This is a genomic window from Mycobacterium sp. ENV421 (assembly GCF_002887815.1).
Taxonomy (GTDB): Bacteria; Actinomycetota; Actinomycetes; order Mycobacteriales; family Mycobacteriaceae; genus Mycobacterium.
In genome coordinates this window covers 180,922-196,869 of the sequence record NZ_PDHO01000007.1, presented here as the reverse complement: position 1 = coordinate 196,869, position 15,948 = coordinate 180,922, and the positions used below count along the sequence as shown (strand labels likewise).

The window sequence follows — 15,948 nt, the reverse complement described above, 5'->3', positions numbered from 1 at the left end:
CTAGCGCTTCTTGCCGGTGCGCCGGCGTCGGACGATGAGCTTGTCGCTCGGCTTGTTGGGCTTGCGGGTGCGGCCTTCGGGCTTACCCCACGGGCTGACCGGGTGGCGACCACCTGAGGTCTTGCCCTCGCCGCCACCGTGCGGGTGGTCGACCGGGTTCATCACCACGCCACGGACGGTGGGGCGCTTGCCCTTCCACCGCATGCGGCCGGCCTTGCCCCAGTTGATGTTGGCCTGCTCGGCGTTGCCGACCTCGCCGACGGTGGCGCGGCAGCGCACGTCGACGCGGCGGATCTCACCCGACGGCATACGCAGGGAGGCGTAGGCGCCTTCCTTGCCCAGCAGCTGGATGCTCGAGCCGGCCGAACGGGCCAGCTTGGCACCGCCACCGGGACGCAGCTCCACAGCGTGGATCACGGTACCGGCGGGGATGTTGCGCAGCGGCAGGTTGTTGCCGGGCTTGATGTCGGCGTTGGCGCCCGACTCCACGATGTCACCCTGCGAAAGACCCTGCGGCGCAATGATGTAGCGCTTCTCGCCGTCCAGGTAGTGCAGCAGCGCGATGTTCGCGGTGCGGTTGGGGTCGTACTCGATGTGAGCGACCTTGGCGTTGACGCCATCCTTGTCGTTACGCCGGAAGTCGATCACCCGGTAGGCACGCTTGTGCCCGCCGCCCTTGTGGCGGGTGGTGATTCGGCCGTGGGCGTTACGACCGCCAGTGCTGTGCAGCGGGCGGATCAGCGACTTCTCCGGAGTCGAGCGAGTGATCTCGGAGAAATCGGAGACGCTGGCACCGCGGCGACCGGGGGTCGTCGGCTTGTACTTGCGAATTCCCATTATCTATTCCTGAGTTCTATCTGCAGTCGTTCCCGCCGGGTCAGGCGGGAGCTCCGAATAGGTCGATCGGCTTGCTGCCGGGGGCCAGGGTCACGATCGCGCGCTTGGTGCCCTTGCGCTGTCCGTAGCCGGTGCGGGTGCGCTTGCGCTTGCCCTGCCGGTTCAGCGTGTTCACCGAGTCGACCTTCACCTTGAAGATCTTCTCGATGGCGATCTTGATCTGCGTCTTGTTCGAGCCGGGAGCGACGACGAACGTGTAGACGTTGTCCTCGATCAGTCCGTAGGACTTCTCCGAGATGACCGGCGCCAGGATGATGTCGCGGGGGTCGGTGATGGTTGCCATTAGACCGACACTCCTTCTTTTTCGTCCTTTGTATTAGCGCTGATGTAGGCGTTCAGGGCCTCGACCGAGAACACCACGTCGTCAGCGTTGAGCACGTCGTAGGTGTTCAACTGGTCCGGCGAGATCACATGCACACCGGGCAGGTTGCGCACACTCTTCGCGCCGATCTCGTCGGTGCGGCCGATGACGATCAGCACCTTGCGGCGGTCGGTCAGCGAGGCCAGGAACGCCTTGGCGGTCTTGGTCGACGGGGTCTGGCCCTCGAGCACCTCGGTGATCGCGTGGATCCGCTCGTTGCGGGCCCGGTCCGACAGCGCGCTGCGCAGTGCGGCGCGGATCATCTTCTTCGGGGTCCGCTCGCTGTAGTCGCGGGGCTGCGGGCCGTGCACGACGCCACCACCGGTGAACTGCGGCGCGCGGGTCGAACCCTGGCGGGCGCGACCGGTGCCCTTCTGCCGGTACGGCTTCTTGCCGCCGCCGGAAACCTGAGCGCGAGTCTTGGTGGCGTGCGTGCCCTGCCGCTTGGCAGCCAGCTGCGCGGTCACCACCTGATGCATCAACGCGATGTTGGGTTCGACGTCAAAGAGGTCAGCCGGTAGTTCAACCGTGCCGTCCGTCTTGCCGCCCGGAGTGCGAACGTCAACCTTCAGAGTCACTTCTCACCTCGTTTGACTGCCGTGCGAACCATCACGAGCCCGCCGTTGACGCCGGGGACCGCACCTTTGATCAGCAGCACGCCGTTTTCGGCATCGACCTTGTGCACCAACAGGTTCTGCGTGGTGACGCGATCGCTACCCATGCGGCCGGACATCCGGGTGCCCTTGAAGACGCGACCCGGGGTGGCGCAGCCACCGATCGAGCCCGGCCGGCGGTGCACGGCCTGCGCACCGTGGCTGGCGCCCTGGCCCTTGAAGCCGTGACGCTTCATGGTGCCGGCGAAGCCCTTGCCCTTGGAGGTCCCGGTGACGTCGACGTAGGCGCCGTCGGCGAAGATCTCCGCCGTCAGCTCCTGTCCGACCTCGTAGTCGGCGGCAGCAGCCTCGTCATCGAGGCGCAGCTCGGCCAGGTGCCGGCGCGGGTTGACCCCAGCGGCGGCGTACTGACCGGTGACCGGCTTGTTGACCTTGCGGGGGCTGATCTCGCCATAGGCGAGCTGCACAGCGCTGTAGCCGTCACGCTCGGGCGTGCGGATGCGGGTCACCACATTGGGTCCGGCCTTGACGACCGTGACGGGGACGACCCGGTTGTTTTCATCGAACACCTGGGTCATGCCCAGCTTGGTGCCCAAAATGCCTTTTCGTGCCATTTGTTCGTCGACTCCCCTACTACTGGATGTTCACGTCGACGCTGGCCGGCAGATCGATGCGCATGAGAGCGTCAACGGTCTTCGGCGTCGGGTCGAGGATGTCGATGAGTCGCTTGTGCGTGCGCATCTCGAAGTGCTCCCGCGAGTCCTTGTACTTATGCGGGGAGCGGATGACGCAATACACATTCTTTTCCGTCGGCAGCGGCACCGGACCAACCACGCTCGCACCGGTACGGGTGACCGTCTCCACGATCTTGCGCGCCGAGGCATCAATGGCCTCGTGGTCGTAGGCCTTGAGCCTGATGCGGATCTTTTGTCCCGCCACGCTTCTCCTACCTTCACTCCTGCTTGGTCCCATGGAGGGACACGGTGGTCATGCGCCGTTCCCGCCGGCCATGGCCGGACAGTTACAGCGCTGGCTGTCGCCGCCGCTCTTTACCTGTCTCTGGTGCTCCGACCCCCGCGGTCGGGTGTGTCGCCCTCACGCAGTCTCAACGCACGGACAAATCTGCCGCACTCCGAGATGGGGACCGGACGCGCCCGTTCGGGCGCCGGTCGTACACCTTGGGCGGACGCTCCCACATGAGAGGCGAACCCGGCTCAAGGCAACCCGAACAGTATGCCCTAGATCGCGGCACCAACCAAATTCGGCCGGAGCCCCAGCTAAATCCGCCCGAACCCTGGTAGCGGGTCGGTTTGGACATGTCGCGCGATACCGCCGGCCGACCCGGACCGCAGCGGCGTACCGGGCAATTGCCGCGCGCTCTTACCCGGCCGGGTCCGGGGTGGCGGTCCGGTGGGCCCGGAACAAACTGACCGAGGTTCCGAGGTACCACACCCCGGTGGCGGCGACGGGCAGCAACGTCCCCCAGCCGCCTTCGATGGAGAACGGGCCACCGTCGACGAACACGCTCAACGTCCCCACCAGATTGACCACCGCAGCGATGAGGGCCAGCCACCCGGTCCACCGTGGCAAAACGGCTTGCGAGAACACGCAGCCCGCATAGCCGGTCGCCGCGAGAGCGACGATGAACCCGCACAGCGCCAACAAGACCAGACTGAAGTCTGCTCCCACCGCGCGCACCGCGGAGGCCGACAGCTCGTGCGCCGCCCCCGCCGCGACGATCCGGATCGACATCGAGACGAACGACAACGCGGCGACGGCCACCGTGCCGACGAAGAACAGATCGCCGAGGTGACGACCGCCCGGCGCGGTGTGAAGCAGCCGCCGGACCGCGACCGCGAACCAGATCACCAACCCGGTTGCCAGTGCGTACAACCACCCCTGCAGCACCACCTGACTGTGGTGGTCGATGAAGAATCGTTGGACGGCCTGGTTGCTGGCCTCAGGTCCGGGGGGTTGGCCCGTCAGGAGCGCGGCCACCACGGTCGCGATGACAAATGCGATGCCGGCGCCGCCGCCGGTGCGATCCAAACGAGAGTTGTCCATCGCCGCCCCCCGATAGCTAGGTCCCTTGCCGGACGATACGTCCGACCGATGGGCCGTCGGCCCGGTTTCACACTGAAATACGTGACAGTTACTGCCATATCGACATACGATGCCGCTTATGTATCGCGTCATTCAGTGGGCAACCGGCGGTGTGGGCAAGGCGGCAATCCAGGGCGTGCTGCGCCACCCCGAACTCGAACTCGTCGGCTGCTGGGTCCACAGCGCCGACAAGCACGGCCGCGACGTCGGCGAGGTGATCGGCGAAGCCCCGATCGGGGTGGCCGCCACGACCGACATCGACGAGCTGCTGGCGATGGATGCCGACTGCGTCATGTACTCCCCCCTGCTGCCCGACGATTCGGTGGTCGCCAAGATCCTGCGCTCCGGCAAGAACGTGGTGACCCCCGTCGGTTGGGTCTACCCGGACCGGGAGAATCCCGCCGTGCAGGCGCTCGAGGAGGCGTGCACCGCAGGCAACGCGACATTGCACGGGTCGGGTATCCACCCCGGCGGCATCACCGAACGCTTCCCGTTGATGATCTCCGCCCTCACTGCTGCCATCACCCATGTCCGGGCCGAGGAGTTCTCCGACATCCGCACCTACAACGCACCGCTGGTGGTGCGGGAGGTGATGGGGTTCGGCCTGACACCGGAACAGGCGATGAGCGGACCCATTGCCGCGCTTCTGGAAGCAGGCTTCAAACAGTCGGTGCGCATGGTCGCCGACCAGTTGGGGTTCCGGTCCGATCCGCGGATCCGCTCCACCCAGGAGGTCGCCGTCGCCGTCCACGGGACCGACCAGCTGGTGGTTCCGATGGAGGCGGGCACCGTGGCCGCCCGGCGCTTCAAGTGGCAGGCCATCGTCGACGACGAGCCGGTCGTCACGGCCGCGGTGAACTGGCTGATGTGCGACGTGGAACTCGACCCCCCGTGGACGCTCGGCGAGAAGGGTGAACGCTTCGAGGTGGAGGTCACCGGCGACTGCGATGTGTCGCTGACTTTCAAAGGACTGCAACCGGAAACGGTCGAGGAGGGCCTCAAGCGCAATCCGGGCGTGGTGGCCACCGCCAACCACTGCATCAGCGCCGTCCCCTATGTGTGCGAAGCCGCCCCCGGCATCAAGACGTATCTCGACCTGCCGCTGATCGCCGGCCGGGCCGCACCGCACCTGGCCAGGTGACGAGTGGAAAGCCTTCGGGATCTTCGGTTTTCACACCTGGTGGTCGGAGTCACCGACATGGACCGGGCGCTGGTGTTCTACCGGGGGCTGCTCGGCATGGATGTGCTGTTCGACCAGACCATGGCCGGCGAGCCGTTCGACCACGCGCTGGGCGGCGGCGACGGGAACCAGGGCCGGGTGGTGGGCGGCGTGATCGGCGGAGTGACGATCGAGCTGCTGTCATTGGGTGCTGCGAGCCGCCCGGCGAAGCGGTCGTTCGTCGGCAACCAGAACATCTCGCTGTCGGTCACCGACCTCGACGACACCTACCGGCAGGTGCAGGCGGCGGGCTTCACGCCGGATCAGGCACCGTTCGACATCGCCGGAGTTCGAATGTTCTTCGTCAAGGATCCCGACGGAACAGCGGTGGAATTCATCGAGTTCCCAGGTACTGCACGCACATCGGAGGAGTTACATCGTGGTGTCCCCTGAGGCGACCTACTGGCATCCCGGATCGCTGAGCGGCCACCGGGTGATCGTCACGGGGGCGGCCCGGGGAGTCGGCCGCGGAATCAGCGCGGCGCTACTCGAACGCGGCGCCTCGGTGCTGCTGGTCGACCGCGACCCGGGCGTGATCGGGGTCGCCGGTGCCCTGCGCGATGACCAGCACGCCGTCCCGCTGGTCGCCGACCTGTGCGACCACTCCAGTTATCAGCACATCATCGACGTCGCGGTCGAATCGTTCGGTGGAATAGACGCTTTGATCAACAACGCGATCGCCACCGATGAACCCAAGCCGTTCACCGACATCACCATGGCGGACTACGACCTCGTCTTCGACATCGGTCCGCGGGCCACCTTCTTCCTCATGCAGGCCGCCTACCCGATCCTGAAAGCCGCCGGCGGCGGGTCCATCGTGAACTTCGGCTCCGGCAGCGGCACCGGCGGACAGAAGTCGTTCGGGGCCTACGCCGGAGCCAAGGAGGCGATTCGCGGTATGTCGAAAGTCGCTGCGCTGGAATGGGGTGTCGACAACATCCGGGTCAACGTGGTGTGCCCATTCGCCAACTCCGACGGCGTCGCGGGATGGAGCGACGCACACCCCGACATCTACAACAAGATCGTCAAAGGCGTCCCGCTGCGCCGCATCGGCGACACCCACACCGACATCGGCGCGGTGGTGGCCTTCCTGATCAGCCGTGACGCCTCGTACATGACCGCCCAGACCATCAACATCGACGGCGGGATGGGAACCTACCGGTGAGCAGCCCGCCCGCGGAGCGGCCGCCGACCCTGCGGGACCGGCAACGGGCACAGGTGCGCGCCGATATCCACGCCGCGGCCTACCGCCTTTTCGCCGCACGGGGATTCGGCAACGTCACCACCGACGACATCGCCGCCGAAGCATCGGTGTCGCCGCGAACATTCTTCCGCCACGTCGCGACCAAGGAGGATCTGCTGCTCGGGGCCGTCCAGCGGGGCAACGCCGCGATCGCGTCGCTGCTGGTGCGTCGACCGCCCGACGAGGCACCCGACGTCGCCCTGGCCGCCGCGATCGTCAGCCGGGTCGGGTCCTTCGAGGATGTCGATCTGGAGAACTGGCGCGCGGCGATCCTGACCGCACCCGAATTGCTCGACCGGGCGACGCTGCTGTCCACCGCGGACCGCGAACAGATGATTCAGCTCGTGGCTGCGCGTATGGCCGTCGACCCGAGTCAGGATTTGCGCCCCGGGCTGTTGGTCCAATTATCCTTCGCAGCAGCAGATTTCGCCTTTCAGCAGTGGGTGAGGAATCACGGAGACCGGGGTCGGCCACTGGCGGCCGACGTAGCCGAAGCACTGGCCGTGGTGGCCCACCCGCGCTGGAGCGGCTAGCGCGCACCGCTGCGGCTGGTCCAGAACGGGCACTGGTGCCGCGAACTGAAGTCAGTGGTGACCGTCAATTCCCCGGTCTGCAGCGATATTCGCTTGCCGGTGGCCTCGTCGGAGCCGAACTCCGGCCACTCCGGCAACCCCGACACCTCAGGAGTGCCGGTCTTCACGAACTGGCTCCAGTAGGCGACCATCTGGTCGGACAACATGCGTTGCGCCGGGTCCAGAGGCCGGGCGCCGCCGACGTCGAACAGGTACCGCAACTCCAGCGAGTGACTGGCCCCCACCGGGAACGGAGCCGCGCGCAGCGGGTCGGGCGCCGGGGCCGTGCGGTCGTTGAACTCGTAGGCGTACACCGGCCCGGTGCGCGCTAGACTCGACGCGATTCGGTCTGCGGGACAAGCGAATACACTGTCGGTGACCGCAGCGGAGTACGCCAGGCCCACACTGCCCGCGTACCGTTCCAGCGGATAGCGCTCGGCGACCGCGGCGGCGTCCGCCCCGAACGTCTTCGCCATCAACTGCGGGTAAGGCGGCAACTGTCGATCCTTGAGATATTGAATTGCGGCGAACATCGCGAACTCGTCACCGTTGCTGCCGACGAGCACCGGCGTCCGGGGCACCCGATTCGACGCGAACGCGGTCATCGGGTCAACCGGTAAACGGTCGGTACCGGTGACCGGACCGGTCAGCTTGTCGGGGCCGAATCCGACATAGAGCGGGGCGCGTTGCAGGGCCTCGGTCGGCAGCGCTCGCAAGCACGCCGCCACCGCGGCCGGATCGGTGCACCCCGCCGCGGACGCGTACTCGGCACTGACCCGTTGCGCGGTGGGCCGATCGGCCTGCGCCTGGCAGGGTCCGCTCTGCAGGATCGCGGCGCGGAACAAGCCTGCCGACTCGGGCGCGACCAGGTGATCGCACACCGACATCGCACCTGCCGATTCACCGGCGATCGTGACTTTGGTTGGATCACCACCGAATTCGGCGACATTGTCACGAACCCACCGCAGCGCGGCCTGTTGATCGGCCAGGCCGTAGTTGCCGACATCGCCGGCCGGGCTCAACGCGGGATCCGCCAGGAACCCCAGGGTCCCCAGCCGGTAGTTGACGGTGACGACGACGATGTCGCCCTGGGTGGCCATCCAACGCGCGTCGTAGATATCGGCACTGCCGTTGAGGAAGCCGCCACCGTGAATCCACACCATCACCGGCTTCTGATGGGAGCGGCTCGCACCATCCGGGGTCCAGACGTTGAGGTTCAAGCAGTCCTCGCCGGTGGGCCGCCCGTAGTCGGGGTCATACGTGGTGTCCTGGATGCACCGCACGCCGGGCTTGGTGGCATCACGCACGCCGGGCCACGGCGCCGCCGGCTGCGGCGGTTGCCAGCGCAGCGGCCCCACCGGTGCGGCCGCGTAGGGAATGCCGTTGAAGACCCGGTAACCCGGCGCCACCACGCCGCGCAGCGCACCGGCCGCGGTCTGCACCACCGCCGGCCCCGGCTCGGCGGCCGCGGCGACCTGACGTTGCGGCTCAGCGCTGTTCCGCGCGCACGCGGCCACGACCAAGGCCATGAGCAGCGCCATTGCGCGCTGTACTCGTCGGCTCCTCGATTGGTGTGGCACGAGAATCGAGCCTACGCGGCGGCCCGCTCGAGCCATGACCTGGCAATTCCCGCGATTTGCCTGCGACCTGGCAGAATCGACGCCAAACTAGGAACCTGACACCCGTCAAGTTTCTGGTAAGAGTTGAGCAAGGAGACCCGATGACCCCACGGATCATGGACAAAGCGGCCCGGGTTCTGGCCAGTCCGCTGGGCTACACCGATGAGAAGCGGATGCACGAATCGCTTGCTCACCTGCGTGCACATGCCCCCGTATCGTGGGTCGAGGCCGACGGATACCGGCCGTTCTGGGCGATCACCAAGCACGCCGACATCATGGACATCGAACGGCAGAACGACTTGTTCACCAACGATCCGCGGCCCCTGCTGGCGATCGCCGAAGCCGACGACGTGTTGCGCGCGCAGATGGAAGCCGGGATCGGCCTGCGCACGCTGATTCACATGGATGACCCGCTGCACCGCGACATGCGCAAGATCGGCGCCGACTGGTTCCGCCCGAAAGCCATGCGCGCGTTGAAGACCCGCTGCGACGAACTGGCCAAGATCTACGTCGACAAGATGCTCGAGCAGGGGCCGGAGCTCGACTTCGTGCAGGAGATCGCCGTCAACTTTCCGCTCTACATCATCCTGTCGCTGCTGGGCCTGCCGGAGTCGGATTTCCCGCGGATGCTCAAGCTCACCCAGGAGATGTTCGGCGGCGACGACGAAGAGTTCCAGCGCGGCGGCAAGACCGACGACATGCTCGCGGTGCTGCTGGACTTCTTCAACTACTTCAACGCGCTGACCGCCTCGCGCCGGGAGCATCCGACCGAGGACCTCAGCTCGGCGATCGCGAACGCCACGATCAACGGAGAACCGTTGTCCGACATGGACACCGCCTCCTACTACGTCATCGTCGCCAGCGCCGGCCACGACACCACCAGCGCCGGAATCGCCGGCGGGCTACTGGAACTCATCCGCAACCCGGGTGAGCTCCAGCGGTTGCAGAACGATCCGTCCCTGATGGGCACCGCGGTCGAGGAGATGATCCGCTGCATCGTGCCGGTCAAGGAATTCATGCGCACCGCCCAAGCCGACACCGAGGTCCGCGGGGTCCCCATCGCCAAGGGCGAAGCCGTGCTGCTGTCCTACGTCTCGGCCAACCGCGACGAAGAGCACTTCGCCGACCCGATGCGCTTCGACGTCGGCCGCGACCCCAACAAGCACCTGTCCTTCGGCTACGGCGTGCACTTCTGCCTGGGCGCAGCGCTGGCCCGCATGGAAATGAACAGCTTCTTCACCGAACTCGTACCGCGCATCAACTCAATCGAACTCGCCGGCGAGCCGGAACTCATGGCCACCACCTTCGTCGGCGGCCTCAAACGCCTGCCGATTCGCTACTCGCTGAGGTGATTTCGCTGACCCGGTGGACGGCCAGAAAGCCGTCCACCGCGGCGCGTGCGCACTCGCGGTAGTCGAAGTCGGCGAGCGTACTGATCCGACCGGCAACCAGCGGGCCGATCAACAGCATGATGGCCTGCGCGCGGTCGACCTCGCCGAGTTCACGCCGGGCATCGGGACTGTCGAAGATCGCGTCGAACGGAGCGCCGTACTGCTGAGCGACCCGCTCGCGCAGGGTGCGAACCTCCGGGCTGTCCGCGTCCCCGGTCTTGCCGGGCATGTGTTCCATGTCGGGACCCAGCGCCAGCCAGTAGGTCGCTGACAGCAGGGCCGGGGTTTCCGAGATGAGGTCGGCCTGCGCCTGCAACAGCGCCAGCAGGCGCTCCCGCAACGTCCCGGTCTCCGGCGGCATCGGGGCGGGCGGAATCAGGCTGTGGAACGCGGCAGCCAGTAGGTCGTTCCCGCTGGGGAAATGCCGGTACAGAGTCGCCCGCGCGACGTTGGCGCCGCGGGTGACGGCATCGACGGTGACCGCGTTGGGGCCGCCGGCGCGCAGCAATGCCGTTGCGGCGTCCAGTAACCGCGCGCGCGAACGCGCAGGTCTGGGGTCGCTGCGTCGGCTCGCCATGAGTGGAATCCTCCCCGTGCCCGGTCAGCACGTTTGAATATTTTTGAGACGGACAGTCCCATATTTGGACTGCGGCCGAAGGAAGGCTCCCGTGTGGACACCTTGATCCGGCCCGACAAGGGTACCGACACCCGGCTCCGGGACGTCTCGACTCTGCAGCGAACGTGGACATTGACTGTCGCCTGCCTGGGCGTGGCGCTGGTGATCTCCTCGATCATCGCCCTCAACACCGCACTGGGCGACATCGCCGTGTCGACGTCGGCCAACCAATCCCAGCTGACCTGGGCCGTGGACAGCTACACCCTCGTGCTGGCCTGCCTGCTCCTTCCGGCCGGGGCCATCGGCGACCGCTACGGCCGCCGCGGCGCGGTGCTGATCGGGCTGTGGGCTCCCGGCCGTGACGGTCGCCAACTGCGGCTGGTCCGAAAGTTAACCCGCCGAGACGAATTCGGCGGCACGGTGGCCGATCATCGCGATCGTCGCGTGGGGGCCGCGGCTGGTGATGCGGGGCAGCACTGAGCCGTCCACCACCCAGAGACGGTCGATCCCCTTCACCCGGCACCGCGGATCGACGACGGCATGCTCATCGAGGTCGAGACCCATCGGCGCCGTGCCGCAGAGATGCTGGGAGGTCGACCACATCGGCTCTCCGAGCTGCGTTGTGGTTCCGAGTACCTCGGTGGCGTACTCGCAGCCACGCCGTAATGCGGCGGTATCCTCACCCGCGCTGTCGTAATGGTGCTGTATCGACGGGGCGACCATGGGGTCCGCGGACTGCAGCGAGACGCGCCCAGCGGCCCGAGGGGTCATCAGCGCCACCCCGAGATGGGGCCAATCCGGACGGCCGGCGGTGCCGTCGCCGACCATGGCGATGAAACCGCCTGTGTACGGCCGGATCTCGATGCCATCGATCACCAGCACCACTTCGAGCACCGGCCGCTGCGGGGCGACGGTCCACGTTGTCGGCAGCACCCACTCCGGGTGGTCCCAGGTCCGCTGCCCCACGGGAAGGTCGGCCGCTACCGCAATGCCGAGCCGGCGCAGGGTCGCGGCGGGTCCGATGCCCGAGAGCATCAGCAGTTGCGCGGAGGAGACGGCGCCCGCCGAGAGCACCACCCGGTCGGCCTCCACCACACCCGGCCCGCCCGGACCGACGATCTCGACGCCCACTGCGCGGCCACCGGAGAGCCGGACGCGCAGGACCCGGGTCCGCGGTAGCACGGTCAGGTTCGGGCGCGCGGCGGCCGGTTCCAGGAAGGCCGCGCCCGGGCCGCCGCGCACACCGTCGACGATGTTCAGCGGCACGGCCCCGATGCCGGGGGGCGAGTTCTCCCCGATGGGCTCGGCGTTGAGATCGGGCAACCAGCGCAGTCCGGCGGCGCGGGCGGCGTCGACGAAAGCTGCTGTGCTGCCCACGAGTTCGTTGGTGCGCCGGATGGCGATGGGGCCACCGTCGGCGCGGTCGGGGAAATCCAGATCGGTCTGGATGGCCCGGTAGTGGGGTATCACCTCGCTCCACGACCAGCCCGGCAGGGCAGGCCCGTCGAAGTCGGCGGGCAGCGCCCGGCAGAAGTAACCGCCGTTGACCGCACCGGAGCCGCCCACCGTCACACCGCGGACGATGTCGGCGTCTCGGGCCGGATCGTCGGTGAGGCGGGTGCGATAGCGCTGGGCCAGCGGACTCGCCGCGCCGATCGGCAGCTGCAAGCCGTTGCGGGTGAGGTCCCGGACACCCGGTTCGTCCGGGCCGGGGCCGGCTTCGACAACGGTCACCCGGCACGTCGGATCCGCCGAGAGGCGCTCGGCCAGCACGGATCCGGCGCTTCCGGCACCGACGATCAGGACGTCGCTGCGGGTGCTGTGGTCGGCCACCGAGTCAGGTTTTGATCTGCGGCTTCAGCGGCCGCAACGTGCGCTCGCGGATGACACCCGTCCACAGCCCGGCGCCGTAGGCCAGATCGTCGAGGCGCTTGAGCAGCAGGTAGGCGAACAGGCCGATCGGCTTGCCCTCGACATCGGTGCTGCGATTGCGGGTGATCCAGTCCTGCACCCCGTCGAGCACCGCGGCCACCAGGATCGCCTGCCTGCACCGCCGGGAGAGCAGGGCCGCCACCAACGCCAGCGGCCAGTAGTGCCGGCAGACGGCCGCCGACAGCTGCAGTGCCGCGGCGCCGATACCGCGCAGAGCCAGGACCACCACGTCGGACATGCCCGCGTCGGTGTTCTGCATGGCCTTGGCCGTGCGGCGGGTGGTCACCCCGGCGAACACCAGCGAGGCCAGGTAACCGCTCACCGAGCCCATGGTCATCAGCAACCACACCAGCAGGCTCCATGCCGAAATCACCACCGGGGCCATCTTGTCCGGGTGCCGGATCGACAACGGGGCCGCCGAGCTTCCATAGAACACCTTGCGGCCCAGCCACTCTCGCATCTGAGTGCGGTGCTCGTGGGCGACCAGCGCGATCGGCTCGTAGCGCAGCCGGGAGCCCGACTCGATCAACCGCCAGCACAGGTCGACATCTTCACCCGACGGCAGGGTCTCGTCGAAACCCCCGACCTCCGCCAGCGCCGAACGCCGACAGATGATCGCCGCGCTGGGAACATAGGACACCCGGCCGTAGGGCATCACCGGGGCCTCACGCTCACCGAGGTCCAGTGACGACCGCACCGCCTCGTAGCGGGCGACCAGTTGATCGCTGTGTCCGAGCCCGACGATGCGTGGGGCCACCAGCGCCACCGCAGGGTCGCAGAAATGACCCAGCAGCGCCTCGAGCCAGCCGCGCCGCGGTACGACGTCGGAGTCCAGGAAGGCGACGAAATCTGTTGTGCAAGAGGTAAGCCCGGTGTTACGGGCCGCCGCCGGACCCTTGCTGCGGGCGTGCCGTATCACCTCGACGTCGCACCGAGCGCCGGCGAAATCGTCGGGCTGAACCGGCATCTCAGATCCGTCGTCGACCACCACCACCCGCATACCACGCAGGGACATGATCAACCGATACAGCCCAAAGGGGTTGTTACGCACCGGAATCACCACGGTGACATCACGGTGCGACGGACCGCCCGCGGGGCGGGGGTGGGCGACGGTGGCGTCCAGCAGGGTGCGGGCCAACTGAGCGCTCACCGCATCGCGCACCTCGAGGCGGCCGCCGTCCAGCAAGGTCTGGGCCGCCGGCGCCAGGCGCAGTAACCGGGTCGGAGAACCCCCGAGCAGCGCCGAGCCCTCGGCGAGTGTGCGCACCCGACGATCGACCTGTACCGCGAAGCCGTCGGGCAACCGCGGCTGGGTCATATCAACATCCCGTCGGCGGCCGGTCGCCACCGGCCGACGCGTTGCGAACAATCGGCGACCATCTGCGTGAAGATGCGCTCACCGTCGACCGGAGTCGCCGTCGTCGGGTCACCGAGCACCCCCACCTCACTCACCGCGGCCACCCCCCCGAGACGCATCTGCGGCAAAAGGGTAGCCAGTGGGGCCCTGTTCCCGCTACACCAGGCGTCGGTACGGACGTCCGCCGGCGAAATATGTAGCAATACAGACGTTTCCGTATGACCGGCGTGGGCATCTCCGCCCTCGGCGACACACGCGCACCAGGCCGCGTCGCGGCCCTCGGCGCGCAACAGACGCACCGCCGAGCGCATTGCTTCCAGGTTGCCGCCGTGACCGTTGACGAAGACCACCCGTCGCGCCCAGCCACACGCCGAACGGCCGTACTCGACCAGCACGGTCGTCAGCGCCGCGGTGCCGATCGACACCGTCCCGGCAAAGCCCTCGTGCTCGCCGGACGCACCGTAGGCGATCGCGGGCGCGAGCAGAAACTGATCATGATCGGAACCGTTGAGGTCCTCGGTGGCGGCCCGGGCCACCGCGGCGGCGATGCGGGTGTCGGTGTCCAGCGGCAGGTGCGGGCCGTGCTGCTCGGTCGAACCGACCGGGATCAAGATCGTTGGCGAGGTATCGCGAAGCTGACTCGATGTCGAGTTGCCCAGCTCGCTCCGGAAAGCCACGCGCCGATGGTAGGCCGAATTCACCTGCTGTGCGCCAATTGTTCGAGGAGAAGACGGATTTCTTTCGCAATCGGGACGGTGGCGCCCATCCGGAGCCGTCACCGTCGTCCCGTCAGTCACGCCAGCACCAGAGGCTGGGTTATGGCGGGTTCAGTGCGTCCCGCCGCCGGGCACTCCGAGCGCCCGGACGAAGCCGTCCGGCACCAAGATGTCCTCGGCCGTCAGGTCGTGAACCGACGCCTTCCCCAGCCCCCGCAGAGCCGAGTCGATGCCACCGGTCAGGATGTCGAGGACGTTCTCCACACCCGCCTGACCGTTGGCGGCCAGACCCCACAGGTAGGCACGGCCGATCATGACCGCGCGGGCGCCCAGCGCCAACGCCTTGACGACGTCGCTGCCCCGCCGGACACCGCCGTCCAGCAGCACCTCGACCTGGTCGCCGACCGCGTCCGCGATCGCTGGCAGCGCCCGGATCGACGCCGGCGTGCCGTCCAGGTTGTTGCCACCGTGGTTGGACACCGAGATCGCCGAAACGCCAGCGTCCACAGCGCGTTTGGCGTCATCGATCCGCATGACGCCCTTGAGCATGAACGGCCCGCCCCACAGCTCACGCAGCCAGGCGATGTCGTCCCAGGTCGGCGGGGGCGTGCCCATCCACTGGCCGTAGGCGTCGAAGAACGCCGGACCGGCCTCGCCCCGGCCTGCCTGGTTCGGCACCGACAGGGCGGGCGGGCGCAGAGTCTTGGCCCACTGGTAGAACCAGCTCGGCTTGGTCAGAACCTCGGGACTCATCTTGATCATGGTCTTGAGGTCCATCTTTTCCGGGATCTTGGGGCTGCCCCAGTCCCGCCCGTGGCTGAAGCTCCAGTCGGTGGTCACGATGAGCCCGACCGCCCCGGCGGCCCGGGCGCGCTCGGCGCGGGCGGCGATGGCATCCCGGTCGCCCAGCCAGTAGATCTGGAAGAACGTCTTCGGGTTCGCCGCGACGACCTCTTCGATGGGCTTGCTGGCAAACGACGACAGGCCCATCGCGGTGCCGCGGGCCGCGGCGGCGCGGGCGACGGCCACCTCCCCGTCAGGGTGCACCGCCTGCACCCCGGTCGGTGAGATCAGCACGGGCACCGAGACCTCTTGGCCCATCACCGTCGTTGCCATGTCCCGCTTTTCGAGGGCGCCGATGACGTGCGGGGCGAAGCCGAGCTCGTTGAAGGCCTCGTTGTTGCCGTTGACCGTGAGGCCCTTCTCACTGCCACCGATGAGTGCGCCGTACGCAGACTTGGGGAGACGCTTCTTGGCGCGCTGCTGCGCGATGGCGACGGTTTCGAACCAGGTGTCGCGTGCCATGAC

The 15,948-nt window shown here is 67.7% G+C and carries 17 protein-coding genes and 1 pseudogene; 6 read left to right on the top strand and 12 right to left on the bottom strand.

The window, feature by feature from the left end; translation table 11 throughout:
• The 6 genes from rplB to CRM90_RS11735 form a co-directional block, all read right to left on the bottom strand.
• Positions 1-837, bottom strand: coding sequence for a 50S ribosomal protein L2 (gene rplB / locus CRM90_RS11760; protein WP_036343509.1), 837 nt, complete (start codon positions 835-837; stop codon positions 1-3).
• A gap of 40 nt (positions 838-877) precedes the next feature.
• Positions 878-1,180 (bottom strand): 50S ribosomal protein L23, encoded by a 303-nt coding sequence (gene rplW / locus CRM90_RS11755; protein WP_036343508.1) that lies wholly within the window; start codon positions 1,178-1,180, stop codon positions 878-880.
• On the bottom strand, positions 1,180-1,836 hold the full coding sequence (gene rplD / locus CRM90_RS11750) for a 50S ribosomal protein L4 (RefSeq protein ID WP_102807133.1): 657 nt from the start codon (positions 1,834-1,836) through the stop codon (positions 1,180-1,182). The genes rplW and rplD overlap by 1 nt, the downstream gene beginning before the upstream one ends.
• The gene (rplC, locus tag CRM90_RS11745) at positions 1,833-2,486 is read right to left on the bottom strand and encodes a 50S ribosomal protein L3 (protein WP_036343506.1); all 654 of its coding nucleotides are present in this window, start codon (positions 2,484-2,486) and stop codon (positions 1,833-1,835) included. Before rplC ends, rplD begins: the two co-directional genes overlap by 4 nt.
• A gap of 19 nt (positions 2,487-2,505) precedes the next feature.
• The gene (gene rpsJ, locus CRM90_RS11740) at positions 2,506-2,811 is read right to left on the bottom strand and encodes a 30S ribosomal protein S10 (RefSeq protein ID WP_003883485.1); all 306 of its coding nucleotides are present in this window, start codon (positions 2,809-2,811) and stop codon (positions 2,506-2,508) included.
• 441 nt (positions 2,812-3,252) lie between these two features.
• Entirely contained in the window at positions 3,253-3,936 is a 684-nt protein-coding gene (locus tag CRM90_RS11735) for a hypothetical protein (protein WP_102807132.1), read from the bottom strand.
• A gap of 109 nt (positions 3,937-4,045) precedes the next feature.
• Here CRM90_RS11735 and CRM90_RS11730 point away from each other — a divergent pair, with 109 nt between their 5' ends.
• The 4 genes from CRM90_RS11730 to CRM90_RS11715 are packed head-to-tail and all read left to right on the top strand — an operon-like array spanning position 4,046 to position 6,970.
• Positions 4,046-5,116: an NAD(P)H-dependent amine dehydrogenase family protein gene (locus tag CRM90_RS11730; protein ID WP_233209285.1), complete on the top strand. Its 1,071-nt coding sequence runs from the start codon at positions 4,046-4,048 to the stop codon at positions 5,114-5,116.
• A 3-nt stretch (positions 5,117-5,119) separates the two neighbouring features.
• Positions 5,120-5,587 carry a VOC family protein gene (locus tag CRM90_RS11725; RefSeq protein WP_286145628.1) on the top strand — a complete coding sequence of 156 codons (468 nt, stop codon included), beginning with the start codon at positions 5,120-5,122 and terminating at the stop codon, positions 5,585-5,587.
• Positions 5,574-6,359 (top strand): SDR family NAD(P)-dependent oxidoreductase, encoded by a 786-nt coding sequence (locus CRM90_RS11720; protein ID WP_102807130.1) that lies wholly within the window; start codon positions 5,574-5,576, stop codon positions 6,357-6,359. Before CRM90_RS11725 ends, CRM90_RS11720 begins: the two co-directional genes overlap by 14 nt.
• Positions 6,356-6,970: a TetR family transcriptional regulator gene (locus CRM90_RS11715; RefSeq protein ID WP_102807129.1), complete on the top strand. Its 615-nt coding sequence runs from the start codon at positions 6,356-6,358 to the stop codon at positions 6,968-6,970. Before CRM90_RS11720 ends, CRM90_RS11715 begins: the two co-directional genes overlap by 4 nt.
• Here CRM90_RS11715 and CRM90_RS11710 read toward each other — a convergent pair.
• The gene (locus CRM90_RS11710; protein WP_102807128.1) at positions 6,967-8,550 is read right to left on the bottom strand and encodes a carboxylesterase/lipase family protein; all 1,584 of its coding nucleotides are present in this window, start codon (positions 8,548-8,550) and stop codon (positions 6,967-6,969) included. The genes CRM90_RS11715 and CRM90_RS11710 overlap by 4 nt on opposite strands.
• 179 nt (positions 8,551-8,729) lie before the next feature.
• Between CRM90_RS11710 and CRM90_RS11705 the strand changes: the two genes are divergently transcribed.
• Positions 8,730-9,980, top strand: a complete 1,251-nt coding sequence (locus CRM90_RS11705) for a cytochrome P450 (protein WP_102807127.1) — start codon at positions 8,730-8,732, stop codon at positions 9,978-9,980.
• On the opposite strand, the gene CRM90_RS11700 is transcribed toward CRM90_RS11705, so the two are convergent.
• Entirely contained in the window at positions 9,946-10,596 is a 651-nt protein-coding gene (locus CRM90_RS11700; RefSeq protein WP_102807126.1) for a TetR/AcrR family transcriptional regulator, read from the bottom strand. The two genes, CRM90_RS11705 and CRM90_RS11700, sit on opposite strands and share 35 nt — an antisense overlap.
• Before the next feature lie 153 nt (positions 10,597-10,749).
• Between CRM90_RS11700 and CRM90_RS11695 the strand changes: the two are divergent.
• Positions 10,750-10,980: pseudogene (locus CRM90_RS11695) on the top strand (MFS transporter); the annotation flags it as partial.
• A 45-nt stretch (positions 10,981-11,025) separates the two neighbouring features.
• Here CRM90_RS11695 and mftG read toward each other — a convergent pair.
• The 4 genes from mftG to mftD form a co-directional block, all read right to left on the bottom strand.
• Positions 11,026-12,468, bottom strand: a complete 1,443-nt coding sequence (mftG, locus tag CRM90_RS11690; RefSeq protein ID WP_102807125.1) for a mycofactocin dehydrogenase MftG — start codon at positions 12,466-12,468, stop codon at positions 11,026-11,028.
• Between the two features lie 4 nt (positions 12,469-12,472).
• Positions 12,473-13,885, bottom strand: a complete 1,413-nt coding sequence (mftF, locus tag CRM90_RS11685) for a mycofactocin biosynthesis glycosyltransferase MftF (RefSeq protein ID WP_102807124.1) — start codon at positions 13,883-13,885, stop codon at positions 12,473-12,475.
• Entirely contained in the window at positions 13,882-14,625 is a 744-nt protein-coding gene (gene mftE, locus CRM90_RS11680; RefSeq protein WP_102807123.1) for a mycofactocin biosynthesis peptidyl-dipeptidase MftE, read from the bottom strand. Before mftE ends, mftF begins: the two co-directional genes overlap by 4 nt.
• Positions 14,626-14,751: 126 nt before the next feature.
• Positions 14,752-15,945, bottom strand: a complete 1,194-nt coding sequence (mftD, locus tag CRM90_RS11675) for a pre-mycofactocin synthase MftD (RefSeq protein WP_102807122.1) — start codon at positions 15,943-15,945, stop codon at positions 14,752-14,754.
• Between the last annotated feature and the right edge of the window lie 3 nt (positions 15,946-15,948).